22 protein-coding genes are annotated in these 25,550 nt (G+C 71.3%); 12 read left to right on the top strand and 10 right to left on the bottom strand.

Going from position 1 to position 25,550, the window contains the following annotated elements; translation table 11 throughout:
• Positions 1-140: 140 nt before the first annotated feature.
• Positions 141-1,964 carry a discoidin domain-containing protein gene (locus OG302_RS11725; RefSeq protein WP_371750098.1) on the bottom strand — a complete coding sequence of 608 codons (1,824 nt, stop codon included), beginning with the start codon at positions 1,962-1,964 and terminating at the stop codon, positions 141-143.
• Positions 1,965-2,085: 121 nt separating this feature from the next.
• The gene (locus OG302_RS11720; protein ID WP_371526748.1) at positions 2,086-3,900 is read right to left on the bottom strand and encodes a coagulation factor 5/8 type domain-containing protein; all 1,815 of its coding nucleotides are present in this window, start codon (positions 3,898-3,900) and stop codon (positions 2,086-2,088) included.
• A gap of 392 nt (positions 3,901-4,292) precedes the next feature.
• Between OG302_RS11720 and OG302_RS11715 the strand changes: the two genes are divergently transcribed.
• Entirely contained in the window at positions 4,293-5,345 is a 1,053-nt protein-coding gene (locus OG302_RS11715) for a LacI family DNA-binding transcriptional regulator (RefSeq protein ID WP_371526747.1), read from the top strand.
• Positions 5,346-5,370: 25 nt separating this feature from the next.
• Here OG302_RS11715 and OG302_RS11710 read toward each other — a convergent pair whose 3' ends face one another.
• Positions 5,371-5,859 (bottom strand): ATP-binding protein, encoded by a 489-nt coding sequence (locus tag OG302_RS11710; protein WP_371526746.1) that lies wholly within the window; start codon positions 5,857-5,859, stop codon positions 5,371-5,373.
• A gap of 8 nt (positions 5,860-5,867) precedes the next feature.
• Positions 5,868-6,731, bottom strand: a complete 864-nt coding sequence (locus OG302_RS11705; protein WP_371526745.1) for an MEDS domain-containing protein — start codon at positions 6,729-6,731, stop codon at positions 5,868-5,870.
• 128 nt (positions 6,732-6,859) lie between these two features.
• Here OG302_RS11705 and OG302_RS11700 point away from each other — a divergent pair, with 128 nt between their 5' ends.
• Positions 6,860-7,768 carry an aminoglycoside phosphotransferase family protein gene (locus OG302_RS11700; protein ID WP_371526744.1) on the top strand — a complete coding sequence of 303 codons (909 nt, stop codon included), beginning with the start codon at positions 6,860-6,862 and terminating at the stop codon, positions 7,766-7,768.
• A gap of 35 nt (positions 7,769-7,803) precedes the next feature.
• On the opposite strand, the gene OG302_RS11695 is transcribed toward OG302_RS11700, so the two are convergent.
• The 4 genes from OG302_RS11695 to OG302_RS11680 form a co-directional block, all read right to left on the bottom strand.
• Entirely contained in the window at positions 7,804-9,804 is a 2,001-nt protein-coding gene (locus OG302_RS11695; RefSeq protein WP_371526743.1) for an ABC transporter permease, read from the bottom strand.
• A gap of 176 nt (positions 9,805-9,980) precedes the next feature.
• Positions 9,981-10,799, bottom strand: coding sequence for a molybdate ABC transporter substrate-binding protein (gene modA / locus OG302_RS11690; RefSeq protein ID WP_371526742.1), 819 nt, complete (start codon positions 10,797-10,799; stop codon positions 9,981-9,983).
• A gap of 82 nt (positions 10,800-10,881) precedes the next feature.
• A complete protein-coding gene (locus tag OG302_RS11685) occupies positions 10,882-11,289 on the bottom strand; it encodes a molybdopterin-binding protein (RefSeq protein WP_371526741.1) in 408 nt (135 codons plus the stop codon).
• Positions 11,290-11,376: 87 nt separating this feature from the next.
• Entirely contained in the window at positions 11,377-12,207 is an 831-nt protein-coding gene (locus tag OG302_RS11680; protein WP_371526740.1) for an arylamine N-acetyltransferase, read from the bottom strand.
• Between the two features lie 117 nt (positions 12,208-12,324).
• Here OG302_RS11680 and OG302_RS11675 point away from each other — a divergent pair, with 117 nt between their 5' ends.
• The 6 genes from OG302_RS11675 to OG302_RS11650 all read left to right on the top strand — a co-directional run bounded on the left by OG302_RS11675 (position 12,325) and on the right by OG302_RS11650 (position 17,792).
• Complete coding sequence (locus tag OG302_RS11675) at positions 12,325-13,479, top strand: epoxide hydrolase family protein (RefSeq protein WP_371526739.1); 1,155 nt, start codon at positions 12,325-12,327, stop codon at positions 13,477-13,479.
• 138 nt (positions 13,480-13,617) lie between these two features.
• On the top strand, positions 13,618-14,856 hold the full coding sequence (locus tag OG302_RS11670; RefSeq protein WP_371526738.1) for an enterochelin esterase domain-containing protein: 1,239 nt from the start codon (positions 13,618-13,620) through the stop codon (positions 14,854-14,856).
• Positions 14,857-14,974: 118 nt separating this feature from the next.
• A complete protein-coding gene (locus OG302_RS11665) occupies positions 14,975-15,355 on the top strand; it encodes a cell division protein SepF (protein WP_160507707.1) in 381 nt (126 codons plus the stop codon).
• A 236-nt stretch (positions 15,356-15,591) separates the two neighbouring features.
• Positions 15,592-16,758: an AAA family ATPase gene (locus OG302_RS11660; RefSeq protein ID WP_371526737.1), complete on the top strand. Its 1,167-nt coding sequence runs from the start codon at positions 15,592-15,594 to the stop codon at positions 16,756-16,758.
• Positions 16,755-17,078: a nucleotide pyrophosphohydrolase gene (locus OG302_RS11655; protein WP_371526736.1), complete on the top strand. Its 324-nt coding sequence runs from the start codon at positions 16,755-16,757 to the stop codon at positions 17,076-17,078. Before OG302_RS11660 ends, OG302_RS11655 begins: the two co-directional genes overlap by 4 nt.
• 231 nt (positions 17,079-17,309) lie before the next feature.
• Positions 17,310-17,792, top strand: a complete 483-nt coding sequence (locus OG302_RS11650) for a DUF6099 family protein (protein WP_371750097.1) — start codon at positions 17,310-17,312, stop codon at positions 17,790-17,792.
• A 65-nt stretch (positions 17,793-17,857) separates the two neighbouring features.
• Here the strand turns inward: OG302_RS11650 and OG302_RS11645 are convergent, their stop codons facing one another.
• Both OG302_RS11645 and OG302_RS11640 read right to left on the bottom strand, forming a co-directional pair.
• Positions 17,858-18,082, bottom strand: a complete 225-nt coding sequence (locus OG302_RS11645; protein ID WP_361842495.1) for a hypothetical protein — start codon at positions 18,080-18,082, stop codon at positions 17,858-17,860.
• Between the two features lie 363 nt (positions 18,083-18,445).
• The gene (locus OG302_RS11640) at positions 18,446-19,369 is read right to left on the bottom strand and encodes an LLM class F420-dependent oxidoreductase (RefSeq protein WP_371526735.1); all 924 of its coding nucleotides are present in this window, start codon (positions 19,367-19,369) and stop codon (positions 18,446-18,448) included.
• 178 nt (positions 19,370-19,547) lie between these two features.
• Between OG302_RS11640 and OG302_RS11635 the strand changes: the two genes are divergently transcribed.
• The 4 genes from OG302_RS11635 (at position 19,548) to OG302_RS11620 (ending at position 25,536) form a co-directional block, all read left to right on the top strand.
• Positions 19,548-20,000 carry a cold-shock protein gene (locus OG302_RS11635; RefSeq protein WP_371526734.1) on the top strand — a complete coding sequence of 151 codons (453 nt, stop codon included), beginning with the start codon at positions 19,548-19,550 and terminating at the stop codon, positions 19,998-20,000.
• 123 nt (positions 20,001-20,123) lie between these two features.
• On the top strand, positions 20,124-21,677 hold the full coding sequence (locus OG302_RS11630) for a 3' terminal RNA ribose 2'-O-methyltransferase Hen1 (RefSeq protein ID WP_371526733.1): 1,554 nt from the start codon (positions 20,124-20,126) through the stop codon (positions 21,675-21,677).
• Positions 21,674-24,244: a polynucleotide kinase-phosphatase gene (locus tag OG302_RS11625; RefSeq protein ID WP_371526732.1), complete on the top strand. Its 2,571-nt coding sequence runs from the start codon at positions 21,674-21,676 to the stop codon at positions 24,242-24,244. Before OG302_RS11630 ends, OG302_RS11625 begins: the two co-directional genes overlap by 4 nt.
• 65 nt (positions 24,245-24,309) lie before the next feature.
• The gene (locus tag OG302_RS11620) at positions 24,310-25,536 is read left to right on the top strand and encodes an arginine deiminase (protein WP_361842509.1); all 1,227 of its coding nucleotides are present in this window, start codon (positions 24,310-24,312) and stop codon (positions 25,534-25,536) included.
• Positions 25,537-25,550: the final 14 nt, after the last annotated feature.

Genomic DNA, 25,550 nt, shown 5'->3' with positions numbered 1-25,550 from the left:
ACTCTCCGGCGTCGTCGTCATCGCAGCGCGCTTCATGCGGGGGACGCTAACAGAGGAGCGACGGTGTCCGCCCGGTATTTTTTCGCGGGAGCCGCATCGCCGACGACGCGGCTCCTGCCAGGTAAGCGACGAGGGCAGGGTCACCCCTTCTGTTCCACCCGAACCCAGTCGATCTCCGCCTTGGCCCCGCCCGCCGCGACCTTGTCGACGCTGGACTGCGGGAGGCCCCAGTACGGCTGGGTGACCTTGTTCCAGCCCGCCGGGTAGGCGCCGCCGAGGGCGAGGTTGAGGATGACGTACTGGTGGTGGTCGAAGACCCATTCGCCGCGCGTGGACTCCAGCTTGTTGCGCGTCGTCTCCTGGACGAGGCGGTCGTCGACAGAGAAGCGCATGCCCGTCGGCGTCCACTCCACGGCGTACGTGTGCCACTGGTCGGCGGTGCCGCCGTTCGGATACGTCTGGCGGGCGCCGACGTTGCCGTCCGCCGAGTAGCCGGGGCCGTGCAGGGCGGAGCTCGTCCAGTCCGCGTAGCCGATGTTCTCCATGATGTCGGTCTCGCCGGAGGCGGGCCATGAGACGTCCGGGTCGTCCACGTCGCTGCCCAGCATCCAGAACGCGGGCCAGAACCCGTCCCCGACGGGCAGCTTCATGCGGGCACTGACCTTGCCGTACGTGAAGTCGAACGTGGTGTTGGTGTCGATGCGGCCCGAGGTGAAGTCATAGGTGCCGCCGCCCGCGGTGGTGCAGTTGTCGCAGTACTTGGCCTGGAGGACGAGATTTCCGTTCTCCGTACGGATGTTGTTCGTGGAGTCGACGTACGCCTGCGACTCGCCGTTGACCGAACCCATCTCCGTGCCGGTGCGCACCACCCGCCACTTGGAGCGGTCCAGGCTCCCCGCGGTGAAGTCGTCGAAGAACGTCGTCCGGTACGCCCCCGACTGCTCGCCCGGCAGCGCCGGATACGCGGCGGACGCGCTGCCGCCCGTGCCCCACACCTGGAACTCGTAGAGGGAGTAGCCGAATTGGGCGGTGGCCGGGGCCGGGTTGTAGAAGGACTGGCGTTCCTTGCCGAGCATCCGTACGTAGCGGCCTGTCGCGGGCTGCGAGAGCCGCACGCTGTCGTGCCGGCCCACCGCGTCGCCGGGCGACTTGACGTCCGCCCGGCGCGCGGCGACCTCCGCGGCGGAGGGTTTGTGGACCGTGCGCCAGGTCTGGTTGTCGTCGGATACCTGGAGTTCGTAGTCGACCGCGTAGGCCGCCTCCCAGTACAGGTCCACGGTGTCGATGGTGGAGCGCGCGCCCAGGTCGACCGCGATCCAGCGGTTGGCGTTCCAGTCGCTTGACCAGCGGGTCTGATCGGCCTTGAGGTCGGCGGGCCAGCCGCCGTCGGTCGCGAAGGACGGTGAATTCCCCGCGTGCTGATAGCGGTTGGAGTAGGCGGGGTGGTTCAGGGCGAGGTTCGAGCGGGTCGTCGAGGCCGGGGCGGGCGCCCCGCCGTAGACCTTGAAGGCGTGCAGCGAGTAGCCCCAGGGGGTGGCGCGTTCGACGCCGCGCATCCGTACGTAGCGGCCCGTCACTTCCTGCGGGTAGGTGTGGGCGGTGACGGAGCCGCCCGTGCCCGCCGTCTCGGTGTAGAAGGGGGTCCAGTCGGTGCCGTTCCCGGACACCTCAAGGACGTACTTCTTGCCGTACGCGGCTTCCCAGTCCAGTACGACGCGATCGACCCGGAGGCTGGCGCCGAGGTCGACGCGTATCCACGCGTCGTCGGCGAACTGGCTGGACCAGCGGGTCGAGGCGTTGCCGTCGAAGGTGGCGCCAGGACCGGCGCTGCCCGCCTCGTTGCCGGACGCGGTCGCCGAACCCGGGTTCGCGGTGTACGCCTCGGCGGCGCGGTCGGTGTCCCAGGCCGCGGCGGCGACCGCGCCGGGAGGGTCGGCCGGCTCCGCGGACGCGAGGCCGGCCATCAGGGTCAGGACGCAGGCCGTCGCCAGCGCGACGACCGGGGTGAGTCTCTTTCCTCGGGAGGTGCCGGAGCGCATGCTGCTCTCCTTGCGGTGGGTGAACTGGCTGAAGGGGGAGGGTGGTTCAGGGGAAGGAGACCACCGTGGACGGCACCGTGTTGGACCCCGACGTGGGAGCACCGGTCGAGTTGATGACGTGCGCGTACTGACCCTTGCCGCCGAGCGAGACGACGAGCAGGTGATGGAACTTCACCCCTGACTTGTTCGGTGCGGCGAAGCCGTGTTCCTGCACGATCGTCGGGTCGACGTTGTAGTAGCAGTAGCTGCCGAGTCCCCAGCCCTCATGGGTGTTGACGGAGTCGGCGACCTTGTACGAGGCGAAGCCCCTGATGCCGCCGTTCTGGATGGCGGCCTGGTTGGGGGCGTCGTACGCCTTCTCGTTCTGGTAGAAGATCGTGCGCCCGCGCTCGCCGTTCCACTGCACGTCGTACTTGTTGAAGTGCTCCACGAACAGGCCGGTGGCCAGCACGTCCGCGCCGTTGACGACGACTCCGTAGTCGGCCCGGTTGGTCTCCCAGCCGACGCCGTCCCCGTGGTCGGCGCGCCAGATCCAGGTGTGGTCGACGATGGTGTGGCGGCTGTTGACCACCATGCTGGTGGTGGCCTTGCCCGCGCCCGCACCGCCGATGCGGATGAACACGTCCTGCACGGTGGTCGGGTTGCCGACGTGCGAGGCGCCCGCGCCCGACGGGCCGATCTCGACGAGCGTCCGGGAGTTCTGCGGCCCGGCGTCGACCAGGAACCCGGCCAGCCGCACCCCGTCGACGTCGGCGGTCTTCACCGCGGTGACCCCGCCGTCCGGTATGAGGGTGGCGTAACCGAGCCCGAGGACGACGGTGTTCGCCTTCTTGACCTCGATCGGCCGGTCGAGGTGGTAGATGCCGGGGGTGAGCAGGAGGTGGAGCCCCCGGTCGAGTGCGGCGTTGAGGGTGGCCGCGCTGTCGCCCGGCTTGGCGAGGTAGAAGGCGGAGAGGGAGAGGGACTGGCCCTGCGGGGTGCCGTGGCCCCAGCTGGTGCCCCGGGCGTTGGTGCGCAGGGCGGGAAGGAAGACCTTGTACTCCGCGCCGTCGAGGTAGAGGAAGGGCTTCTCGCGGGAGTACGGGGTGTTGTTCAGGGTGGTGTAGGGAGGGTTGGGGAAGGAGTCGCCGGGCGCGCCCTCCACCCCGGAGAAGACCATGTTCCACACCGCGTTGAGCCAGCCGCCGATCGAGCTGTCGCGGGTGTACCACTGCTGCTGGGAGTAGGGCTGGACGGTGCCGTCGATCCGGCTGTCGGCGATGTAGCCGCCGCTGGCCCAGCCGTAGCCGTTGGGCGCGAGGTTCAGGTCGCCGCGCACGTGCATGCGGCGGAACGGCGCGGCCTGGGAGACGGCCCAGCGGTTGGCTCCGCTGACCGGGGAGAGGGAGAGGTTCTCCGCCGAGCGCCAGAAGTTCTGCGTGGCGTTTCCGTTGAACCAGCCCGCGTCGACGGTGACGTCGCCGTTGAAGTGGGTGTCGTCGGGGGAGAGGCCCAGGCCCATGATCGAGGTGTAGAAGCCGATCTGGGCGTTGAGGCCGTTGTAGGTCCCCGGCTTGAACAGCAGGGCGTAGCGGCCGGCGGCGAACTGCGCCGACTCCTGCTTCTTGAAGATCTCGTCGAGCTTCCCCTGGATGCCGCCGGTGGAGGGGCCGAAGACGATGACGTTCGGACCGAAGTCGGGGGCGAGGGCGTTCGCCGGCTGCGGGCGGCGCGCGGCGGGGACCCGCGCCGGGGGCGAGTCGGGAGCGGCGACCGCCTGGGAGGCGAGCAGACCGGTGGCCGGGACCGCCAGAGCGGCGGCCAGGGCGGAGCGACGGGAGAGCGTGGATTTCGCGGCGGGCGAGGGCTGGTGCTCGGACATGGCAAGTCTCCCTGGTGGCTGCGTGACGGGTGCGGGAAGTGCTGGTGGTGGGGGTGGGCGCCGCTCCGGAGTCAGTGGGGCAGAGCGGTGCCGCATGCGTTCGGCTTACGTTCAGAACCTGAACGGTGATCGATGAGAGAGCGCTCTCTCGCGTTGGATAGTTGTGTCTGGGACAAGGCGCGTCAAGGGGGTGCGCACGATGTCGCGCTGGCTGGGTGGGGAGAAGTCAACTAGGTGCCCCTGTGGGCAAGTTGGCGTCAATCGCGCTGGCCTGGGCGTTATGTCCGACAGTTGGGAGGGGTTGACCAACAGCACGCGCCGCACCCCGAGTTGATGGGCCGTCAGGCGCCGGGACCCGAACGCCCGCCCGGCCCGGTTGCTATAAAGACCCAGTGACTGCCGACGCCCTGCGCCCCGCACGCCCCGTGACCCTGGAGGACGTGGCCCGGACGGCCGGAGTGTCGCGCGCCACCGTCTCCCGGGTCGTGAACGGCGCGCCCACCGTCGACCCGGTGCTGCGCCGCAAGGTGGAGGAGGCGGTCGAGGCCACCGGCTACGTCCCCAATCAGGCCGCCCGCTCCCTGGTGACCCAGCGGACCGACTCCATCGCCCTGGTGGTGTCCGAGCGTGAGCGCAGGCCGGTCGAGGCTCCCTTCGTCGGCCGGATGTTCACCGACCCCCACTTCGGCCGGGTGGTCGGCGGGCTCCTCGACGTGCTGCGCCCGGCCGGGGTCCAGATGGTCCTGATGCTGGTGGACGACGACACCTCGCGCCGGCAGCTGCTGTCGTATCTGCGCCAAGGTCATGTGGACGGCACGGTGCTCGTCTCCTCGCACGCCTCCGACCCGCTGCCCCGGCTGCTCGCGGAGACCGGCCTGCCCGCCGTGCTCGCCGGGCGCCCGGCCCAGACGGTCCCGCTGCCGTATGTGGAGGTGGACCAGCGGGCGGGGGCGCGGATGGCCGTCGACCGGCTGGTCGCCGGAGGCCGCCGCAGGATCGGCAGCATCGCGGGGCCGCAGGACATGCCGGCCGCCCAGGAACGCCTCGCAGGGTTCCGTGACGCGCTGGCCGCGCACGGCATCACCGACGCGCCCTGGGCGGAGGCCGACTTCACCCGGGTGGGCGGTGCGGAGGCGACACGGCGCCTGCTGGACCAACTCCCCGACCTGGACGGCGTGTTCGTGGCATCGGACCTGATGGCGCAGGGTGCGCTGCAGACCCTGTTGCGGGCGGGCAGGCGGCTGCCGCGGGACGTCGCGGTGGTCGGCTTCGACGACAGCGAGGCCGCCGGGGCCTGTGAGCCCGCCCTGACCACGGTCCGGCAGCCGGTGGAGGAGATGGCCGCCGAGATGGCCCGGCTGCTGCTGGGGCGGATCAAGCGGCCGGGAGTGGTGCCGCTGTCGATGGTGTTCCGTCCGGCGCTGGTCGAGCGGGCCTCGGCGTGAGCGGAGCCGGGCCGCGCGGCCCGGCTCAGGACAGCAGCGCCACCAGCGTGACCTTGGTCCCGGCCGGGCAGACCGAGACGTCGAAGTGGTCCGTGAGGGCCTGGGCCAGCCACAGGCCCCGGCCGCTCTCGGCCTCGTCGCCGTCGGGCAGGGTGGCCGCCTCGCAGGGCTTCGCCCGGGTCAGCCCCGGGCCGCTGTCCGCGATGACGCACCGCAACCCCTGGGCCGTGTGTGCGAGTTGGATGCGGCCCTTGCCGCCGCCGTGCACGACGGCGTTGCTCGCGACCTCGTGCACGGCGAGCACGAAGTCGCTGAGTCGGGGGTCGCAGAGGCCCGCGTCCTCGGCGCGACGGGTGACCTGAAGCCGCAGCCGTGCCAAGTCGGCCATGGTGAAGGGGAGTTCGAGGAGCGGCGCCCTCCCCGGTGTGGGGGAGAGGGTGATGTCGATGTGCTCCCGGTGCAGGGCGGGGTCACCGCCGTTGTCGTCGTTGCCGATACCGCGGTTGAGGATCACTTCGCGGATCACCCTTCGCCCAGGCCGAGTTGAGGTACATCGACGGCTCCGCAGAGCCGTATCACTTTGTCCTGCTCGGGCCGGGAGCGAACCGCGAGGAGGTGGTCGCGGGGCAGCCGGCCCGCGAGCCGCACCAGCGTCGATGCGGCGTGTACGTCCATGAAGCACAACTCGGAGAGATCGAGCACGCGGGGGCGGTCCGGTCCGGTCAGGGCCTGCGCGAGCGCCGAGTCGAACTCCTCGCGCGTGGCGAGGTCGACGTCTCCGGCGACCCGCAGTTCGGTGCCGGTCCGGGTGATGTCCAGGGCGCCGAGGTGTCGCAGGATCTGTTTGGGGTGCGCGTGGCGGACCCGGTCCATGAGGTCGTCGCCGAATTTCCGCCGGTCGTACTCGCAGATGGCGGTGAACCCGATCTCGGCGAAGAGCGGCGAGAGCCCGGTCTCGTAGTCGACCAGGAGTTCCTGGTCGACGCCCGGTTCGGCGGCCCAGCCCATGTCGCCGACCACCCGGATGCCGGAGAAGCCGTCGTGGCGTGCTCTGTCCGTCAACTCGACCCAGGTCTTGGCCCGTTCGTCCGGGTCGAAGCCGGTGTCCGGGTCGAACCCGGGAACTTCGTTGACCACGGCGAGCCGTCCGTCCATCAGAGCGGGGCCCAGCGGGAAGCCGCCGCCGCTCAGCCGCTCGGCCGCGAGGGCGGGAGTGGTGGTCCGGTCGGTGAAGAACACCACCTGCTCGCCGCGCGACAGACCGATGTCGGCGTACGCGGCTCGGAGTTCCCAGCGGGTTTCGTCGTCGTCGAATCCGAGGCAGGCGTGGTCCCCGGAGTTCATACGGGTGACGGAGACCGTCCTGGTCACAGAACTGGCATCCATGGGGCAGAGCCTAGGGTCCGCGCGAGGCACCACGGCCGTCGTGATCACTGTTGACTGAAGTCGTTCCAATCGCTCGACAACTCGATAATTCGTTGCGGGACGCGATCGCAGGAGGTGATGATCCCCGCATGGTTCCGACTCCTCCCGACGGCCGCGCCGGAATCGACGCAGCGCTGGTGAAGCGTTTGATCGCAGAGCAGTTCCCGCAGTGGCGCGACCTTCCGGTCAGGCCGGTGGAGGTCGACGGCTGGGACAACCGGACCTACCGCCTCGGCGACAGCCTGACGGCCCGGCTGCCCACCGCCGCCGGTTATGTGCCCGCGGTGGCCAAGGAGAACGAGTGGCTGCCCCGGCTCGCGCCGTCCCTGCCGTTCGCCGTCCCGCCGATCCTGGGCGAGGGCGCACCGGGCGAGGGCTATCCCTACCCGTGGTCCGTCCGCGGCTGGCTGGCCGGTGAGACGGCCGCGCGCGGACGCATCGACGACATGGCCCGGTTCGCTCTCTCCGTCGCCGAGTTCATCCTCGCCCTCCAGCGCTGCGACGCCACCGGCGGCCCGCTCGCGGGCGAGCACAGCTGGTACCGAGGGGCGTCACCGGCGTACTACGACGACGAGACCCGGCGGTGCCTCGCCGCACTGGAGGGATACGTCGACACCGGCAGGGCGGCGACCGTCTGGGAAGCCGCCCTCGCCGCCGAGTGGCGCGGGACGCCCGTGTGGTTCCACGGCGACATCGCGCCGGGCAATCTCCTGGTCGCCGACGGCAGGCTCACCGCCGTCATCGACTTCGGCACGTCGGGCGTCGGAGACCCGGCCTGCGACCTGGTCATCGCGTGGGGGATGTTCTCGGGGGAGAGCCGGGAGGCGTTCCGGCGCGCGGTCGGCCACGACGAGGGCACCTGGGCGCGGGCCCGCGGCTGGCTGCTGTGGAAGTGCCTGCTGACCCTGACCGGGAACATCGACACCGATCCGGAGCGGGCGGCCGTCGACCGGCGGCTGATCGCCGAGGTCCTGGCCGACCACGAGCTCTTCGGCTGACGCCACCTCGGTGACGGGGTGCGGAGCCGGGCGGCTCAGGTGGGCACGACCGTGGTCTCCGTCGCCTTCACGCTGGTCCATACCCGCGTCCCGTCGGTGAGGCCGAGTTCGGCCGCCGCCTGCGGGGTGATCTCGGCGACCAGGTCGGGTGCCTGGGGCGAGGTGATCAGCAGGCGGAGCCGGCTGCCGCTGGTGGTGATCTCGCGGATGGTGCCGGGCCAGACGTTGCGGGGGCTGCCGGTGGGCCTGTCGCGGTGCACGGAGACCGCCTCCGGCGCGATGATCGCCAACGCCTCGGTGCCCGGCGGGAGCGGGTCGGCGATCACGAGGGTCCCGCCGCCGGGCAGGGCGAGCCCCTCGGGCACCGCGGTGCCGGACCAGGCGTTGCGGCCCAGCATCCTGGCCACCCATGGAGAGCGGGGGTGCCGGGTCACTTCGGCGGGTGCCTCGTCCTGCAGGGCGAGCCCCTGGTCGAGTACGAGCACCCGGTCGGCGAGGGACACCGCCTCGACGGGGTCGTGCGTGACGATCAGGCAGACGCCGCCGAAGGTGTCGAGGTGCGTGCGCAGGGTGTGGCGCACATGGGCCCGGGTCGTCTGGTCGAGTGCGGCGAGCGGTTCGTCGAGCAGGAGCAGCCGGGGCTGGGCCGCCAACGCCCGTGCCAGCGCCACTCGTTGGGCCTGGCCGCCGGAGACCTGGGCCGGCCTGCGGTGCGCGAGGTGCCCGACGTCGAGCCGGTCGAGCCACTCCTGCGCGTGCCGCCGGGCCTCGGCCCGCGGGACACCCAGCGCACGCGGCCCGTACGCCGTGTTGGCGAGGGCGCTCATGTGCGGGAAGAGGGCGCCGTCCTGCGGCACCCAGGCGACGTGGCGGCGGTGCGGCGGCAGGTCGGAGACGTCGGTGTCGCCCAGCCGGAGTTCGGCGTGGGCGCGCGGGGTGAGCCCGAGGAGCGCGCGCAACAGCGTGGTCTTGCCGGCGCCGTTGGGTCCGACGACGGCGATCGTGGTGCCCGGTTCGGCGTCCAGGGTGAGCTGGTTGAAGCCGGTGACCTCGGCGTGCAGGGACCAGCGCTCCGTGGACGGCGGCACGGGCCCGGCGTCGGCGGGCGCGGCATCAACAGGACCGGCGTCAATGGGCCCCGCATCGGCAGGCCCCGCATAGGCGGCTCCGGGGAGCGCGGGCGGGTCCGTCTCGTCCGGCAGCCGCTCGGACCGCCCCTGGCGCCGGGTGCCCGGAGTGCTCATCCAGCGGCCGCGCAGGGCGACGAGCACCGCCATGGCGATGGCGAGCAGCAGCAGCGACACGGAGGTCGCGGCCTCGGGGGAGTCCTGGAGCAGCAGGTACACCTGGAGGGGCAGGGTCTGCGTGGTGCCGGGGAGGTTCCCGGCGAAGGTGATGGTCGCGCCGAACTCGCCCAGGGCCCGCGCCCAGGTCAGGGCGGCTCCCGCGATGAGCCCGGGGGCGACCATGGGCAGCGTGACGGTGCGGAACACCCGTACCGGCGAGGCGCCCAGGGACGCCGCGGTCTCCTCGTAACGGGGGCGGAGGCCGCCGAGCGCGCCCTCCAGGCTGATGACGAGGAACGGCATCGCGACGAAGGTCGCGGCGAGCACCGCGCCGGACGTGTGGAACGGCAGGGTGATCCCGAACGTGCCCTCCAGCCACGGGCCGAGCAGTCCGCGCCGCCCGAAGGCGAGCAGCAGGGCGACGCCGCCCACGGTGGGCGGAAGCACCATCGGCAGCAGCACGAGGGAACGTACGACCGCCTTGCCGGGAAAGTCGACGCGGGCGAGCAGCCAGGCGAGCGGCACCCCGAGCAGCAGGGAGAGCCCCAGCGCCCAGAAGGAGACGACGAGGGACAGCTTCAGCGCCTGCGTGGTCCCTTCGCTGGCCAGATGGGACCCGAGCGCGCTCCACTCGGTCCGCAGGAGGATCCCGAGCAGCGGCAGCATCAGGAACGCGATGGCGAGCAGCGCGGGGACCGCGAGGGCGATCGGGGTGCGGGGGCCGGCGGTGCGGCCACGCAGGCGTTTCATCGTGGTCCCTGGGGTGCGCTCGGTGCGGTGCTACGAGGTGAGGGGGCGCCCGGGGCGTTCCGGGAGACGACCGGTACGCCCCCGACCGGGGAGGCGGTCGGCCCCCTCACCCCGGCGGGTGTGGCCACGTCCGGCCGGAAGAGGGCGGGCCTCCACCGGAAGGGCGGGCCGACGGGCTACGGCTTCTCGAAGCCCGCGTCCTGGAGGATCTTCTGGGCCTCGGGCGTGGCCAGCCACTTCACGAACGCCGCCGCTGCCTCACCGTGCTTCGACGTCTTCAGGGTGGCCGCGGGGTACTCGGCGATCGCGTTCTCGCCGTCCGGGATCTTGATCGCGTCGACCTTCTTGGGGGAGGTGGCGGCATCGGTCTTGTAGACCAGACCCGCGTCCGCCTCGCCCAGCTCGACCTTGCTGAGGACCGCGCGGACGTTGGGCTCCTGCGAGACCGGCTGCACGTCGATCTTCTGGGCGTCCAGGATCTGCTCGCTGTAGCGGCCGACCGGCACCTCGGGTGCGGCGAGGACGACCTTCAGCTTGCTGTCGGAGAGGTCCTTCAGCGCGTCGATCTTCTTTGGGTTGCCCTCGCCGGCGGCGATGACCAGGCGGTTCTTGGCGATGACGGACGGGCTGCCGGTGTCCGGCCTCAGGCCGTCCATGGTCTTGGTGTCGGCGGTGACCAGGGCGTCGGCAGGGGCGCCCTGCTTGACCTGGGCGGCCAGTTCCTGCGAACCGGCGAAGGAGAAGTTGACCTTCGTCCCCGGGTTCTCCTTCTCGTACGCGGCGCCCGCGGTCTTGAAGACGTCGGTGAGCGAGGAGGCGGCGAGGACGGTGAGGTCGGCCTTCGGGGCGGCGGAGCCCGAGGACTTCTTGCCGCTGTCGTCCTTCTTGCCGTCGTTGCCGTCGTCGTTGCCGCAGGCGGCGAGCGGGACGAGCAGCGCCGCCGTCAGCACGGCGGCTGCGGCACGGCGCTTGGTGGGACCAAGAGTGAGGGACATGAGCGTGGAACTCCTTGGGGGACACGGCGGCCGGCGGCACGGACCGGCCCTTGGCTGAGGACCTTGGGCACGGACCTGAAGGTCAGGTCCGATCGATGTGCACGCTGGTGGACTTCACGCGGGCGGTTGCCTGCATGCCGACCTCCAGGCCGAGCTCTTCCACGGCCTCCCGGGTCAGGAGCGAGACGAGCCGGTGCGGGCCTGCCTGGATCTCGACCTGGGCCGCGACGTCACCGAGCTTCACGGCGGTGACGATGCCGGGAAAGGCGTTGCGGGCAGAGGTGTAAGGGACGTCGTCCTCGCCGTTGCCCCCCTGGCCCTGACCTTGTGCGACCTCAATGGAGAACGCGGCGAGAGCGCGGCCGTCGATGAGCCGACGGCCGCCTTCGTCCCGGTGGGTGGCGACCCGTCCGGCGTCGGCCCAGCGACGAGCGGTGTCGGGGCTGACGCCGAGCAGGCGTGCCGCCTGTCCGATGGTGTAGGACTGCATACGCGTCACGATATGCCGCCCCACCTGGCATTTACAACACGTCTGGGTCTTTCTCCATGGCAGATGCCACCCCCTTTGGAGGAAAGGTCAAGAGGTGGCATCGCCTCCGGGGGACACGGCCTTCCGCACCTGCGGCACCTGCTTCAGGGCGATGCCGAAGTGCGTGGCGTATGCGTCGAGCACCTCGGCGTCCGTGGCCAGTTCGGCGGTGTGACGCTCACCGTCCTTCGTCGTGGTGAGGGTGCGGCCGCTGAGGGTGATCCGTCCGGTCCCGGTGAGCATCGAGCAGACCAGGGACCGCGTGAAGTGGGACGTGGGCGAGGTGCGGTGCCACCAGGCGCCGGACGTGAAGTCGCCGAGGGCGCGCGGGCGCCGGTCGACCACGTACTGGGCCCTGCCGTCCCTGCTGACGTCCAGGTCGCCTTCGGGGGTCTCGGTGATGCGGAAGGTGCCGCCGGGGTCCTGCTGCTCGCCGCGTTCGCCGTAGGCCAGCGGGAAGTGGCTGTGGGTGCCGAAGCCGACGTCCGCGAGCCAGTCGCCGCCATCGGAGGTGCGCACGCGCAACGCCAGGTGGTCGTAGGGGATTCCGGGGTTTCCGGTGTCGTCGTACACGCGGGCCTGCAACAGCGTCACCTCGAAGCCGAGCGAGGTGAGCAACGCGGCGAAGGCGCCGTTGAGTTCGTAGCAGAAGCCGCCGCGGTGGGCGTCGACGACCTTCGCCACCAAGGCGTCATCGGTGAGTTCGATGTTCTCGCCGAGGTGGATGGAGAGGTTCTCGAAGGGGACGGCGCGCAGGTGCGCGAGATGCAGATCGCGCAGGGCGCGCGTGGTGGGCGCGGCGGGCCGTTCGGCGCCGATGCGCCGCAGGTAGGCATCCGTACGGTCAGCGGTCTGGTCAGAGGTCCGGTCAAAATCCATGGGCAGATTCTTGCGCGTCGCGCATCATGGGCCTGCCCGTCGCATGCCGCCGCCCGCGTAGCCGCGGTTCGGCGCTGTGATGCTGTGGCGCCCCCTGCCTCTCGTACCGAAGGAACCATGACAGCCGAACCCGCTCCTTTCCGGACCTCCGTCTCCGACGACGTACTGGACGACCTGCGTACGCGCCTGCGGCGCACCCTCTTCACCCAGCCCTCCGACTCCGCGTACTGGGCGGCGGGCGTCGACCCCGGCTATCTGCGCGAACTCGTCGCGTACTGGGCGGACGGCTTCGACTGGCGCGCCGCCGAGGCCGCGCTCAACGTCTTCCCGCAGTACGTCGCCGAAGTCGCCGGACGGCGCGTGCACTTCGTCCATCTGCGGGGCCGCCGCCCCGAAGGCGCCCCCGCACCGCTGCCGCTGGTCCTGAGCCACGGCTGGCCGAGCAGCTTCGTGGAGATGCTGCGGGTCGCCGAACGCCTGGCCGACCCGGCGGCGCACGGCGGTGACCCGGCCGACGCCTTCGACGTGGTGATCCCCTCGCTGCCCGGCTTCATCCACTCCGAGTTGCCGCGCGAGCCGTTCACGCGCAGGGGCGTCGCCGAGATCTGGCACGAGCTGATGACCGGGACCCTGGGCTACGAACGCTTCGGGGCCTTCGGCGGGGACATCGGGGGCGGGGTGACGCAGTGGCTCGGCGCGCTCTACCCGCGGGAGGTGGCCGGGGTGCACGTCACGTCCGCTGTGATCACGGAGCAGTTCGACGCGGAGCCGCCGACCCCCGAGGAGCAGACGTTCCTCGACGCCTTGGACGCGTATGACGCGACCGACCAGGGCTACAGCGAGATCATGTGCACCCGCCCGGACACCGTCGCCGCCGCCCTGATGGACTCCCCGGCGGGGCTCGTCGCCTGGATCGCCGACAAGTATCGCGACTGGAGCGACTGCGGCGGCGAGCTGGAGGCCCGCTGGGACAAGGACACCCTGCTCACGGTCGCGACGCTCTACTGGGCCACCGGCAGCATCGGCTCGTCCTTCCGGCAGTACTACGACTACCCCCGGAACAAGCCCGTCCCGCCCATCACCGTCCCCGCAGCCGTCACCCTCAGCCATGAACCGGCGTTCGCGGACTTCCCCAGGAGCCTGGCCGAGCGCACCTTCAGGGATCTGCGCCACTGGAGCACCCCGAAGCGGGGCGGGCACTTCATGGCGCACGAGGAGCCGGAGCAGGTGGCGCGGGAGCTGCGGACGTTCTTCCGGCCGCTGAGGGGCTGATCGGGCGGCGCGGCGGGGCGCGGTGGGACTGGCTCTCCACAATAACGGTTGACTTAGGTTAGGCTAAGCTAAGTTGATGTTGTTGTCGTGTGCTGGACCAGGAAGGCGGGGAACGATGCGGGTCCTCTTCGTGTGCGGATGAGTGTGACCACGGGGGTGCTCGCGGCCGACGCGGCGCCCCGCAGGATCGCGGGCGCCGTGCGCCGCGTCGAACGCGCCGCGACTCGCGCCGCCGGCGCCCCCGAAGCCGAACGCGCCGTCATCCTGGAGGAGTTCTGGGCGGATGCCGCACGCCACGGCACCCCGCTGGTCGAGGCCATCGAAGGCGACCCGGACCACTGCGCCGTGACATTCCTGTGGCGCGGCCACCGCGCCACCCGGCAGGTCCTGCTGCTCGCCGAGGGCATCGCGGACCCCGCCGACCCCGCCGCGTCGCTGCTGACCCCGCTGCCCGGCACGGACATCTGGCACCTCACCTACCGGCTGCGCGCCGACCACCGAGCCTCGTACCGGATGGCCGCCGACATCTCGCCCGGCGAACCGCCCGCATCCGCCGATCTCCTCCGGCGACGGCTGCTCTCCCTCTCCGCGCACGCCGCTCCCGACCCGCTCAACCACCTTCGGACACCCGGCCGCCGGCCGGACCGCGACACCTCCGTGCTCGAACTCCCGCAGGCGCCCGCACCCGCGCGTTCGTGGGCCGAGCGGCGTACCGGGGCGTCCCGGGGGAGGGTCGAGCGGCACCGGCTGCCCGCGGGGGTGCTCGGCGCCGAGCGGGACGTCTGGGCGTATCTCCCGCCGGGTGGCCGCGCAGGCGACTTGCCGGTGCTCGTGCTGAACGATGGCGACATGTGGTTCGGGCGGCTCGCCTTCCAGGACACCCTGGACGCCCTCATCGCCGACGGCGCCCTGCCGCCGCTCGCCGTCCTGGCCCCGGACGCCGTCGACAGGGCCACGCGCAGCCGGGAGCTGGGCGCGTACCACAGCCATGTCGGTTTCCTCGCCGACGAACTGCTGCCGTGGGCGGCGGGCCGCTGGCCCCTCACCACCGACCCCGCGCGCACGCTCGTCGCGGGCCAGGGCCTGGGCGGACTGGCCTCCCTGTACGCGGGTTTCCTGCGGCCGGAACGGTTCGGCAACGTCCTGGCCCAGTCCGCGCCCGTCTCCCGGTTCGACGGCCGCGGGACCGGGTCCGTCACCGTGCGCATGGATGTCGGACTGCGTGAGGAGGAAATTCTTGATCACCATCGCGACCTGTACGAGATGCTGCGTTCGCACGGCTGCCCGGTGACCCTGAACGAGTACAACGGCGGTCACGACTGGGCCTGTTGGCACGCCTGTCTCATCGAAGGGCTTGTGGGACTCCTGGGACACTGACCCGCCGGCCCTGGCACACTGGTCGGCTCGCCCCGTGTCGCTGTTGGGCCGAACGGGTGAGGTCGCGTAAGAATGAGCCGGTGCAGATATCGAGTGCGAGCCAGGACGGGGTGGAGCGTTGAACAGCCACGACGTCACCGATGAACAGTGGGAAGGGCTCGCCCAGGTCGTACCGCTGCGCAGCCGCAACGAATGGCCATCCTGGCCCGGCCACCGCGCGATGCCCGACGCGGAGACCGAGGCGCGGCGGCGCTTTGTGGTGATGCGGGTGAACATCTTCGCGGACGCCCGCGAGGTCGCCGAAACCGTGATGGCGCAGATTCCGGTCCTGCTCGACCTGACCGGGGCGGAGACGGAAGTCGCCAAGCGCGTCCTGGACTTCAGCAGCGGTGTGGTCCTCGGCCTCGGCTGCGGGATGCACCGGGTCGACAAGAACGTCTTCCTGCTGGCCCCGCCCGGCACCGAGGTGCAGGGACTTGTCGCGGCGGCGCAGTCGTAGCGTCGTAGCGGGGGCAGTGGTGCGGGGCGGGGGCCCGGCCAGTGGTGCGAGATGGGGGCCCGGCGGTTCGGCGTCGGGTCCTCAGTGATTTTGTACGGTGCCGCAGTCGGGCATAGGCCAGGTGCATAGCCGCTCGCGATGCGGCGCCTGGGCGCCTCCTGCGGGAATCCCTCATTCGTAGGAAGGTCACTTGGGCGGAACGGTTCGCCGGATCCGTCGCCGCCTACCGTCCGGACATGACTGTGCACCTTCCGGCGGCGGACGCCGAGCCACCGCCGGGTCCGGACCGGAGCCGCGTCACCGAACTGCGGCTCTCGGCGTTCGCCTCGCACCGGGGCGCCGTGTTCCCGCTCGGTCCGCTGACCCTCGTCACGGGGCCCAGCGGGAGCGGCAAGTCCACGGCGCTCGCCGCGTACGAGGCACTGGCGCGGCTCGGTGCGGGCGAGGAACTCGTCGACGTCTTCGCCGATCCCGCGGCCTGCGTGCCCGATCGCGCACGGGGTGACGGGCAGCAGCGGCGCGGGTTCCGCATCGGCTGCACGGTCGACGGCCCCGTCGGGGCGGTGCGGCTCGACGTCGCCGTACAGGCGGAGCCCGAACTGCGGGTCGTGGGCGAGCGGCTGACCTGGGGCGGGCTCGCCCTCCTGGAGACGGCGCTGCGTGACCCGGGGCGCCGCGCGGTGCAGGCGGCCTGGCACACGGCGGGCTCCACGCCGGTGACGCGCGGCCCTCTGCCGGACGACCGGCTCGGCACGGCGCTGCTCCCGCTGCGCGTCGCGGGGAAGACCGAGGGCCAGCGCCTGGTGCTCGCGGCGGCCGAACAGGTGGTGGTCGCGCTGCGTTCGGTGTTCCCGTGCGCGCCGCGGCCCGGGCTCATGCGGCGGCCCGTGCCTCCCGGGATGATCGGCGCGGGCCGCCTGCTGGGCGGCTGTGACAACCTCGCGGAGGTCCTTCTCCGTACGAGGGAGGAGTGCGGGCAGCGTCACGCGCGGCTGGTGGCCGCGGTGCGGGCGGGGTGCGCGGGGCCGGTCGCCGACGTGGTCTCGGAGGTGGCCGACGACGGATCGGTCCACGCGTTCATCGACCGGGGCGGCGGGATCAGAACACCCGTCGGGCGGCTCGGGGACGGCGAGTTGAGGTATCTGGCGCTCGCTCTGGTGCTGCTCACCGGCCCTGGAGTCCTTGAGGTGGACCCGGTGGCCGAGGTGCCGTCGGCCTACCAGAACCTCACCGTGCTCGCCGACGGCCTCGACCACTTCCTCGACCAGCGGCAGAAGCGCGCACTGGCCGAACTGGCGGCACGCACCTGCGAACGCGGGCACATCCGCCTCGTCGGGACGGTGAGCGACGCGTCGTGGGCGGATCTGGTCGGCGGGGCCGCGATGGTAGACCTGGAGACGTGACGGAACTTGATGTAGCGGGACTGCAGCGCAGGCTGGCCGATTTCGCGGCGAAGCGGGACTGGGAGCAGTACCACACGCCGAAGAACCTGGCCGCCGCGCTCAGCGTGGAGGCGTCCGAACTGGTCGAGATCTTCCAGTGGTTGACCCCCGAGCAGTCGGCACGGGTGATGGAGGACCCCGGCTCGGCGCATCGGGTGACCGACGAGGTCGCCGATGTGCTCGCTTACTTGCTGCAGTTCTGCGAGGTACTCGGCATCGACGCGCTCGCGGCGCTCGCCGCGAAGATCGACCGGAACGAACAGCGCTTTCCGGCGAAGTGACATCGCCTGTCCACCACTTGCCCCACATCGGTCCACCACCCCTACCCAACGCCTATCTATGGCGCGTAGATTTATCACTCTCCGGAGTGGACGCGTTGTCCACAGTCGATAGCTTGTCCACAGATTTCCTGGTTGCTCTGGCTTTTCTTCCCGCTGGCGCTCACTCTGGGTAGTGGGCAAGGGGAGTTCGGGCGATCGTGCGGCGGATGCGCGGGATGGGTGGGGGTGAGCATGGAGGCGATGCGGCTCATCGAGGCGAGCAGGCACGCGCTGGCGCGGAGCCAGGAGCCGTCGGAGATCGTGGCCGAGGTGTGGCAGTCCCAGGCCCTCGCGCAGGCGATCGGCAGCCGTCTCGCGATCGCCGGACCTCCGGAGTTACGGGGCGAGGCGCTGGGCCTGAGCGAAGTCGGCGGCAGGGGCTGCGGAGTCCTCGACGCCCTGGGTCTCGGGACGGAGGGCATCCGGGCGGCGCGGCTGACCGGCATCGGCGGGGCGCACGAGGTGCTGCGGGGGCTCGATGAACTGCTCGGCGAGGTGGGGTTCGCGCTCGTCGCCGTGGCCATGGGCGCGGACGACGAGGGGGTGTACTGGCAGTGCATGGAAGCGATCGACGCCGCCGATGAGGCGCGGGACCGGGTGCTTGAGATGTTGCGCAGACTCGCGGTGCGCGAACAGAGCCTGCCCGAGCCGGACTCGACTGCGGGGGCGCCATGACCCGGCGCCGTGACGGGGGCCGCGGGCGGCCGGGCGGCACTGGCGCCGGGGGAGTGCCGGCGCCGTCAGAAGCGGGTGGGCTCGTCGCCGGCGGGGGGACGAGGGGCGGGGGGTGCGGTGTCGCCGGCCGTCGTCGACTGCTGCAGATCCGCGTCGAGCTGGGTCAGGTCCGCGTTGAGCGCGGCCATCAGCTCCTCCATCTGCTGGAGCAGGCCCTTGGGTGGGCCCTGCTGCTCGGGCACGGACGGTTCGCGCGCGGCCTCCTGATCGGGTACGGCTTCCTGGGACATGACGGCCTCCTCGGCCCTCGCCCTCCCGGTGGTGGAGGGCTGCTGGTGCGAGCGACGCACCAGCAGCGGCCGCCGGCGCGGGTGCCGGGCGGTCCGGCTCCGCCCGAGCCAACGATCACCTGCGGCGGCGGGTCACTGGGGCGGGGCCACACCGGATGCGGGGTTGACGGAATTTCACCCGGCCGGGGCCGCGCGGAACCGGCGGCACCGGTGGAGTTGACGGGAGCGCGACCGGTTCCGAATCCACGGAGGCGGCATGCACCGAGGCCTACTCCACCGGGGCCACCAGCCGCCCCAGGGCCAGCCGCCCCAGGGTCACCCCACCCAGGGCCGCTCGGTGGCCGAGGGGCGGTCGCGCCGCGGTCAGCTCAGCTGCGACATGACCTGCGAGGAGATCAGCTCCAGGTGGTCGAGGTCGTCCAGGTCGAGCATCTGGAGGTACATGCGCTGCGAGCCGACGGCCTGGTAGGCGGCGATCTTCTCGACGACCTCGGCGGGGGAGCCGGCGAGTCCGTTCGCCTTCAGGTCCTCCACCTCGCGCCCGATCGCGTCGGCGCGGCGCTTCACCTCCGCGTCCGTCTTGCCGACGCAGGCCACCAGCGCGTTGGAGTAGGTGAGGTCGTCGGCCTTGCGGCCGACCTCTTCGGCGGCGGCGCGGACCCGCTTGAACTGCTGCTCGGTGTCGGAAAGAGAGGCAAAGGGGATGTTGAACTCGCTCGCGTAGCGGGCCGCGAGGGCGGGCGTCCGCTTGGCGCCGTGGCCGCCGATGAGGACGGGCACCTTGGGCTGCGCGGGCTTGGGCAGGGCGGGGGAATCGGAGAGTTGGTAGTAGGTGCCGTCAAAGGTGAACCGTTCGCCGACCGGGGTCTCCCACAGGCCGGTGACGATGGCGAGTTGTTCCTCCAGGCGACCGAACTTCTCCTTCGGGAAGGGGATTCCGTACGCGGAGTGCTCCGCCTCGTACCACCCCGATCCGAGGCCGAGCTCGATGCGGCCGCCCGACATCTGGTCGACCTGCGCGACCTGGATGGCGAGCACGCCGGGCAGCCGGAAGGTGCCCGCGGTCATCAGGGTGCCGAGCCGGATCCGCCGGGTCTCACGGGCCAGGCCCGCGAGGGTGATCCAGGCGTCCGTGGGGCCGGGGAGACCGTCGGAGGAGCCCATCACGAGGTAGTGGTCGGATCGGAAGAAGGCGCTGTAGCCGAGGTCCTCGGTGGCCTTGGCGACGCGGAGGAGCGTCTCGTAGGTCGCACCCTGCTGCGGTTCGGTGAAGATTCGAAGGTCCATGCAGCTATCTTGCCCGGATGCCCGTTCCACTTTCAGTCCCGCACAGGCCGTGTTGCCGCCGCCTGCGGGCGGGACCTGGGAGGGCGCTCGGCCGTACGGCGCCGGGGTGCGGAGGTTAGGCTTCGGCACTGGCTGTCCGGGCGAGGGGCCCGGAGACGGTGTGGGGGTTGGGGTCGAGATGGTCGCTGGCAGGGTTGTCCGGTTCGACGGCGCGCGGGGCTATGGGTTCATCGCCCCGGAGCATGGTGGGGAGGACGTGTTCCTGCACGCCAACGACCTGCTGATCCCGGAGCCTCTGGTGCACACGGGGGCGCTGGTCGAGTTCGAGATCGAGGAGGGTGAGCGCGGACCCAAGGCGTCGTCCGTCCGTCTCCCCGAGAGGGCGCAGGCGTCGGCGGCAGTGCCGTTCGTCGGTGGCAGGGCGCAGATGCCCCCGTCGATCCGGGCGTCCGCCGCGGGGTTCGACGACGGTGAGGAGCCGACCTGCGATGTGCTCAGCGTCGCGGAGTACTCGTTCGAGGTGACCGAGCTGCTGCTCGGCGCGGCTCCGTGGATGACCGGTGAGCAGATCAAGCACCTCCGCGAACAACTGGTGCAGCACGGCAAGAGCCACGGCTGGGTCGAGGGCTGAAGGGCCCCCGAGGGGGAGCGAAAACCCCTGAGTGAGTCCCTGATGTTCGCTGTACGGTCTAGAGGCGCGCTGGAGCCGCAACCGTAAGTTTCCGCAGTTCAGATTGCGTTTCGAGGCATACCCGTGTTCCTGTCGATCAGTACTTCCGGTACCCCTGAGAGCCCTGCTACCGACCTCGGTTTCCTGCTGCACAAGCATCCCGAGAAGGCGCAGGCGTTCTCCACTTCCTACGGCACCGCGCACGTCCTCTACCCCGAGGCGTCCGTGGAGCGTTGCACCGCCGCGCTGCTGCTAGAGGTGGATCCCGTGGCGCTGGTGCGGCGGGGGAAGGGAAAGGGCCGGGGCGGGGCGCCCGATGCCGCGCTCGCGCAGTATGTGAACGACCGGCCCTACGCCGCTTCGTCGCTGCTCGCCGTGGCGCTGAGCGCGGTGTTCTCCAGCGCGATGCGCGGGGTGTGCAACGCGCGGCCCGAGCGGGCTCGGCAGCCGCTGCCGCTGCGCATCGAGGTGCCCGCGCTGCCCGCGCGGGGCGGCGCCGACCTGGTGCGCAAGCTGTTCGAGCCGCTGGGCTGGACGGTCGCGGCGACGCGAATTCCGCTGGACGAGCAGTTCCCGGAGTGGGGCCACTCGCGGTATGTCCACCTCGTACTCGACGTTCCGGACGGGAAGTTGACCCTGGGCGAGGCGCTTCGGCACCTCTATGTCCTGCTCCCCGTGCTCGACGACGCCAAGCACTACTGGGTCTCGCCGGACGAGGTCGACAAGCTGTTGCGTGCCGGTGTGGGCTGGCTCGCGGACCACCCGGAGCAGAAGGTCATCACCAGCCGCTATCTCGCGCGGCGCTGGTCGCTGACCCAGGAGGCCATGCAGCGGCTGGAACTGGTGCGGCTCGCCGACGCGGACGACACGGTTGTCGAGGACATCGACAACGCGGTCGCCGAGGAGAGCGCTGATCCCGATGGTGAGGAGAGCGAGGAGAGCACGGACAAGCCCGTCCCGCTCGCCGTGCTGCGGCGGGAGGCGATCCTTGCGGCGCTGGCCGGCGCCGGTGCCGGGCGCGTGCTCGATCTCGGGTGCGGGCAGGGCCAGTTGGTGCAGGAGCTGCTCAAGGACACCCGGTTCACCGAGATAGCCGGTGTCGACGTGTCGATGCGGGCGCTGACCATCGCGTCGCGGCGGCTGAAGCTCGACCGCATGGGCGAGCGGCAGGCCGAGCGCGTCAAGCTCTTCCAGGGCTCGCTCGCGTACACGGACAAGCGGCTCAAGGGGTACGACGCGGCGGTGCTCAGCGAGGTCATCGAGCACCTCGACGAGGAACGTCTGCCCGCCCTGGAGTACGCGGTGTTCGGCTCCGCCCGCCCGCGCACCGTGCTCGTGACGACGCCGAACGTCGAGTACAACGTCCGCTGGGAGACGCTCGCCGCCGGGCACGTCCGGCACGGCGACCACCGGTTCGAGTGGACGCGCGAGGAGTTCCGGGGCTGGGCCGGGAAGGTGGCCGAACGGCACGGGTACGGCGTGGAGTTCGTGCCCGTGGGGGACGACGACCCCGAGGTGGGTCCGCCGACCCAGATGGCCGTGTTCACGCAGGCCGACAAGACGGACGACAAGGCCACCCTCAAGACCGACAAGACCGACAAGACCGACACGAAGGCGAAGGAGGTGCGGGCGGCATGACGAATGAAACCAGCACCGGCTCCGGCACGGAAGCCACTCACGCGGGGCGCGTGCTGCCCGTCACCGACCTCTCCCTCGTCGTCCTCGTCGGCGCCACCGGCTCCGGCAAGTCGACCTTCGGCCGCAAGCACTTCAAGCCCACCGAGGTTCTTTCCAGCGACTTCTGCCGCGGCCTCGTCGCCGACGACGAGAACGACCAGGGTGCGAGCGGCGACGCCTTCGACGTGCTGCACTACATCGCGGGCAAGCGCCTCGCGGCGGGCCGCCGCACCGTCGTCGACGCGACGAACGTGCAGAGCGAGAGCCGCAAGCAGCTCATCGAGCTGGCCAGGCAGCACGACGTCCTGCCCATCGCCATCGTCCTGGACGTGCCCGAGGAGGTCTGCGCCGCGCGCAACGCCGGGCGCGCCGACCGGGCCGGCATGCCCCGCCGTGTCATCCAGCGCCACCAGCGCGAACTGCGGCGCTCGCTCAAGCACTTGGAGCGCGAGGGGTTCAGGAAGGTGCACGTCCTCAAGGGCGTGGAGGAGGTCGACCACGCCACCGTCGTCACCGAGAAGCGCTACAACGACCTCTCGCACCTCACAGGACCCTTCGACATCATCGGCGACATCCACGGCTGCGCCGCCGAGCTGGAGACGCTGCTCGGCAAGCTCGGATACGTGGACGGCGCGCACCCCGACGGGCGTACGGCCGTGTTCGTGGGTGACCTCGTCGACCGCGGACCGGACTCGCCGGGCGTGCTGCGCCGCGTGATGTCGATGGTCGGCGACGGCAGCGCCCTGTGCGTGCCGGGCAATCACGAGAACAAGCTCAGCCGTTATCTCAAGGGCCGCAAGGTCCAGCACACCCACGGACTCGCCGAGACCGTCGAGCAGTTGGAGGCCGAGAGCGAGGAGTTCCGCGCGAGCGTGCGGGAGTTCGTGGACGGCCTCGTCTCGCACTACGTCCTCGACGGCGGCAAGCTCGTCGTCTGTCACGCGGGCCTGCCCGAGAAGTACCACGGGCGGACGTCGGGCCGGGTGCGCTCGCACGCGCTGTACGGCGACACCACCGGCGAGACCGACGAGTTCGGCCTGCCCGTGCGCTACCCGTGGGCGGAGGACTACCGGGGCAGCGCCGCCGTGGTCTACGGCCACACCCCCGTGCCGACGGCGACCTGGCTGAACAACACCATCTGCCTGGACACCGGTGCCGTGTTCGGCGGCAGGCTCACCGCCCTGCGCTGGCCGGAGCGCGAACTGGTCGACGTACCGGCGGAGCAGGTCTGGTACGAGCCGGCCAGGCCGCTGCGTACGGAGGCCCCCGGCGGCCACGACGGCCGTCCGCTCGACCTGAACGACGTGCACGGCCGCCGCGCCGTGGAGACCGGTCACGCCGGCCGCGTCGCGGTGCGCGAGGAGAACGCGGCGGCGGCCCTTGAGGTCATGAGCCGTTTCGCCGTGGACCCGCGGCTCCTTCCCTACCTCCCGCCGACGATGGCCCCGACCGCGACATCGCAGCGTGAGGGCTATTTGGAGCACCCGGCCGAGGCCTTCGCCTCGTACGCCAAGGACGGGGTGGGCCGGGTCGTGTGCGAGGAGAAGCACATGGGCTCGCGCGCCGTGGCCCTGGTGTGCCGTGACGCGGACGTGGCCCGCGAGCGCTTCGGCGTGGACGGCCCGACCGGCTCGCTCTGCACCCGTACGGGGCGTCCCTTCTTCGACGACCCGGAGATCACCGAGGAGATACTCGGCCGGGTGCGCGACGCCGTCACCGAGGCGGGCCTGTGGCAGGAGCTGGACACCGACTGGCTGCTGCTCGACGCCGAGTTGATGCCCTGGTCGCTGAAGGCCTCCGGCCTGCTCCGCACGCAGTACGCGGCCGTGGGCGCCGCGGCCGGAGCCGTCTTCCCCGGTGCGATCGCCGCCCTGGAAGCGGCGACGGCGCGCGGCGTGGACACCGGGGGACTCCTGGCCAAGCAGCGCGAACGAGCCGTGGACGCCGCCGCGTTCACGGACGCCTACCGCCGCTACTGCTGGCCGACCGAGGGCCTGGAGGGCGTGCGTCTCGCGCCGTTCCAGATCCTGGCCGTCCAGGGCCGCAGCCTCGCCGCGCTCCCGCACGACGGACAGCTCGCCCTGATCGACCGCATGGTGGAGCACGACGGCACCGGCCTGCTGCAGACCACCCGGCGGCTCTACGTCGACACGGGCGACGAGGCGTCGGTCCAGGCGGGCATCGACTGGTGGCTGGAGATGACCAGCCGCGGCGGCGAGGGCATGGTCGTCAAGCCGGTCGAGGCGCTGGTCAGGGACGCGAAGGGCCGGATCGTGCAGCCCGGCATCAAGTGCCGCGGACGCGAGTACCTCCGGATCATCTACGGCCCGGAGTACACACGGCCCGACCACCTCGACAAGCTGCGCGACCGCTTCCTCGGGCACAAGCGCTCGCTCGCCGTCCGTGAGTACGCGCTCGGCCTCGAGGCCCTCGACCGTCTCGCGGCGGGTGAGCCGTTGTGGCGCGTGCACGAGGCGGTGTTCGCGGTCCTTGCCCTGGAGTCGGAGCCGGTGGACCCGCGGCTCTAGGCAACAAGAACCGGGCTTTGGCCAACGGCGGGCGTCGGCCGCCCGGCCGGGGAAAGATGGACTCCATGGGATTCCATGTCGACTCCGAGGCCGGGCGGCTGCGCCGCGTGATCCTGCACCGACCTGATCTGGAGCTCAAGCGGCTCACCCCGAGCAACAAGGACGCGTTGCTCTTCGACGACGTCCTGTGGGTCCGCAGGGCCCGCCAGGAGCACGACGGATTCGCCGACGTGCTGCGCGATCGCGGGGTGGCCGTCCATCTCTTCGGGGACCTCCTCACCGAGGCCATGGACGTGCCCGGCGCGCGCCTGCTCGTCCTGGACCGGGTCTTCGACGAGAAGGAGTACGGCCCGCTGGCGACCGACCATCTGCGGGCCGCGTTCGAGACGTTGCCGTCCGCGGAGCTCGCCGACGCGCTGATCGGCGGGATGACCAAGCGGGAGTTCCTGGAGCGGCACCCCGAGCCGACGTCCGTGCGCTTCCACTGCATGGACCTGGACGACTTCCTGCTCGGCCCGCTGCCCAACCACCTCTTCACGCGCGACACCTCGGCGTGGATCTACGACGGCGTCTCCATCAACGCGATGCGCTGGCCCGCGCGGCAGCGCGAGACCGTGCACTTCGAGGCGATCTACCGGCACCACCCGCTCTTCCGCGGCGAGGACTTCCACGTCTGGTCCCAGGGACAGGCGGACTATCCCTCCACCATCGAGGGCGGCGACGTCCTGGTGATCGGCCGGGGCGCGGTCCTCATCGGCATGAGCGAGCGCACCACACCGCAGGCCGTCGAGATGCTCGCGCACAAGCTCTTCGCGGCGGGCTCCGCGCAGACGATCGTGGCCCTGGACATGCCGAAGAGACGCGCGTTCATGCATCTCGACACGGTGATGACGATGGTCGACAGCGACACCTTCACGCAGTACGCGGGCCTGGGCATGCTGCGCTCGTACACCATCGAGCCCGGCGTCGACGGGCGGGAGCTGAAGGTCACCGACCATCCGCCCGAGCACATGCACCGGGCCATAGCGGCGGCCCTCGGGATGAGCGGCATCCGGGTCCTCACGGCGACCCAGGACGTGCACGCGGCCGAGCGCGAGCAGTGGGACGACGGCTGCAACGTGCTGGCGGTCGAGCCGGGCGTCGTCGTGGCGTACGAACGGAACTCGACCACGAACACGCATCTGCGCAAGGAGGGCATCGAGGTGATCGAGATCCTGGGCAGCGAGCTGGGGCGCGGCCGGGGCGGTCCGCGGTGCATGAGCTGTCCGGTGCAGCGGGACGCCATCGACTGACAGCCATCGACCCA

This window comes from Streptomyces sp. NBC_01283, assembly GCF_041435335.1.
In the GTDB taxonomy this organism is placed as follows: domain Bacteria; phylum Actinomycetota; class Actinomycetes; order Streptomycetales; family Streptomycetaceae; genus Streptomyces.
Note: the sequence above shows the minus strand (reverse complement) of the source record. Positions and strands in the feature narration are given on the sequence as shown.

What these genes read in the sequence shown, in the direction of transcription:
- OG302_RS11685 (WP_371526741.1), bottom strand. Translation starts at nt 11,289, where the DNA reads ATGCAGTCCTACACCATCGGACAGGCGGCACGCCTGCTCGGCGTCAGC.
- OG302_RS11725 (WP_371750098.1), bottom strand. Translation starts at nt 1,964, where the DNA reads ATGGCCGGCCTCGCGTCCGCGGAGCCGGCCGACCCTCCCGGCGCGGTC.
- OG302_RS11705 (WP_371526745.1), bottom strand. Translation starts at nt 6,731, where the DNA reads ATGGATGCCAGTTCTGTGACCAGGACGGTCTCCGTCACCCGTATGAAC.
- OG302_RS11670 (WP_371526738.1), top strand. Translation starts at nt 13,618, where the DNA reads ATGAGTGTGACCACGGGGGTGCTCGCGGCCGACGCGGCGCCCCGCAGG.
- modA (WP_371526742.1), bottom strand. Translation starts at nt 10,799, where the DNA reads ATGTCCCTCACTCTTGGTCCCACCAAGCGCCGTGCCGCAGCCGCCGTG.
- OG302_RS11635 (WP_371526734.1), top strand. Translation starts at nt 19,548, where the DNA reads ATGGTCGCTGGCAGGGTTGTCCGGTTCGACGGCGCGCGGGGCTATGGG.
- OG302_RS11625 (WP_371526732.1), top strand. Translation starts at nt 21,674, where the DNA reads ATGACGAATGAAACCAGCACCGGCTCCGGCACGGAAGCCACTCACGCG.
- OG302_RS11695 (WP_371526743.1), bottom strand. Translation starts at nt 9,804, where the DNA reads ATGAAACGCCTGCGTGGCCGCACCGCCGGCCCCCGCACCCCGATCGCC.
- OG302_RS11700 (WP_371526744.1), top strand. Translation starts at nt 6,860, where the DNA reads ATGGTTCCGACTCCTCCCGACGGCCGCGCCGGAATCGACGCAGCGCTG.
- OG302_RS11675 (WP_371526739.1), top strand. Translation starts at nt 12,325, where the DNA reads ATGACAGCCGAACCCGCTCCTTTCCGGACCTCCGTCTCCGACGACGTA.
- OG302_RS11645 (WP_361842495.1), bottom strand. Translation starts at nt 18,082, where the DNA reads ATGTCCCAGGAAGCCGTACCCGATCAGGAGGCCGCGCGCGAACCGTCC.
- OG302_RS11720 (WP_371526748.1), bottom strand. Translation starts at nt 3,900, where the DNA reads ATGTCCGAGCACCAGCCCTCGCCCGCCGCGAAATCCACGCTCTCCCGT.
- OG302_RS11660 (WP_371526737.1), top strand. Translation starts at nt 15,592, where the DNA reads ATGACTGTGCACCTTCCGGCGGCGGACGCCGAGCCACCGCCGGGTCCG.
- OG302_RS11650 (WP_371750097.1), top strand. Translation starts at nt 17,310, where the DNA reads ATGGAGGCGATGCGGCTCATCGAGGCGAGCAGGCACGCGCTGGCGCGG.
- OG302_RS11620 (WP_361842509.1), top strand. Translation starts at nt 24,310, where the DNA reads ATGGGATTCCATGTCGACTCCGAGGCCGGGCGGCTGCGCCGCGTGATC.
- OG302_RS11640 (WP_371526735.1), bottom strand. Translation starts at nt 19,369, where the DNA reads ATGGACCTTCGAATCTTCACCGAACCGCAGCAGGGTGCGACCTACGAG.
- OG302_RS11680 (WP_371526740.1), bottom strand. Translation starts at nt 12,207, where the DNA reads ATGGATTTTGACCGGACCTCTGACCAGACCGCTGACCGTACGGATGCC.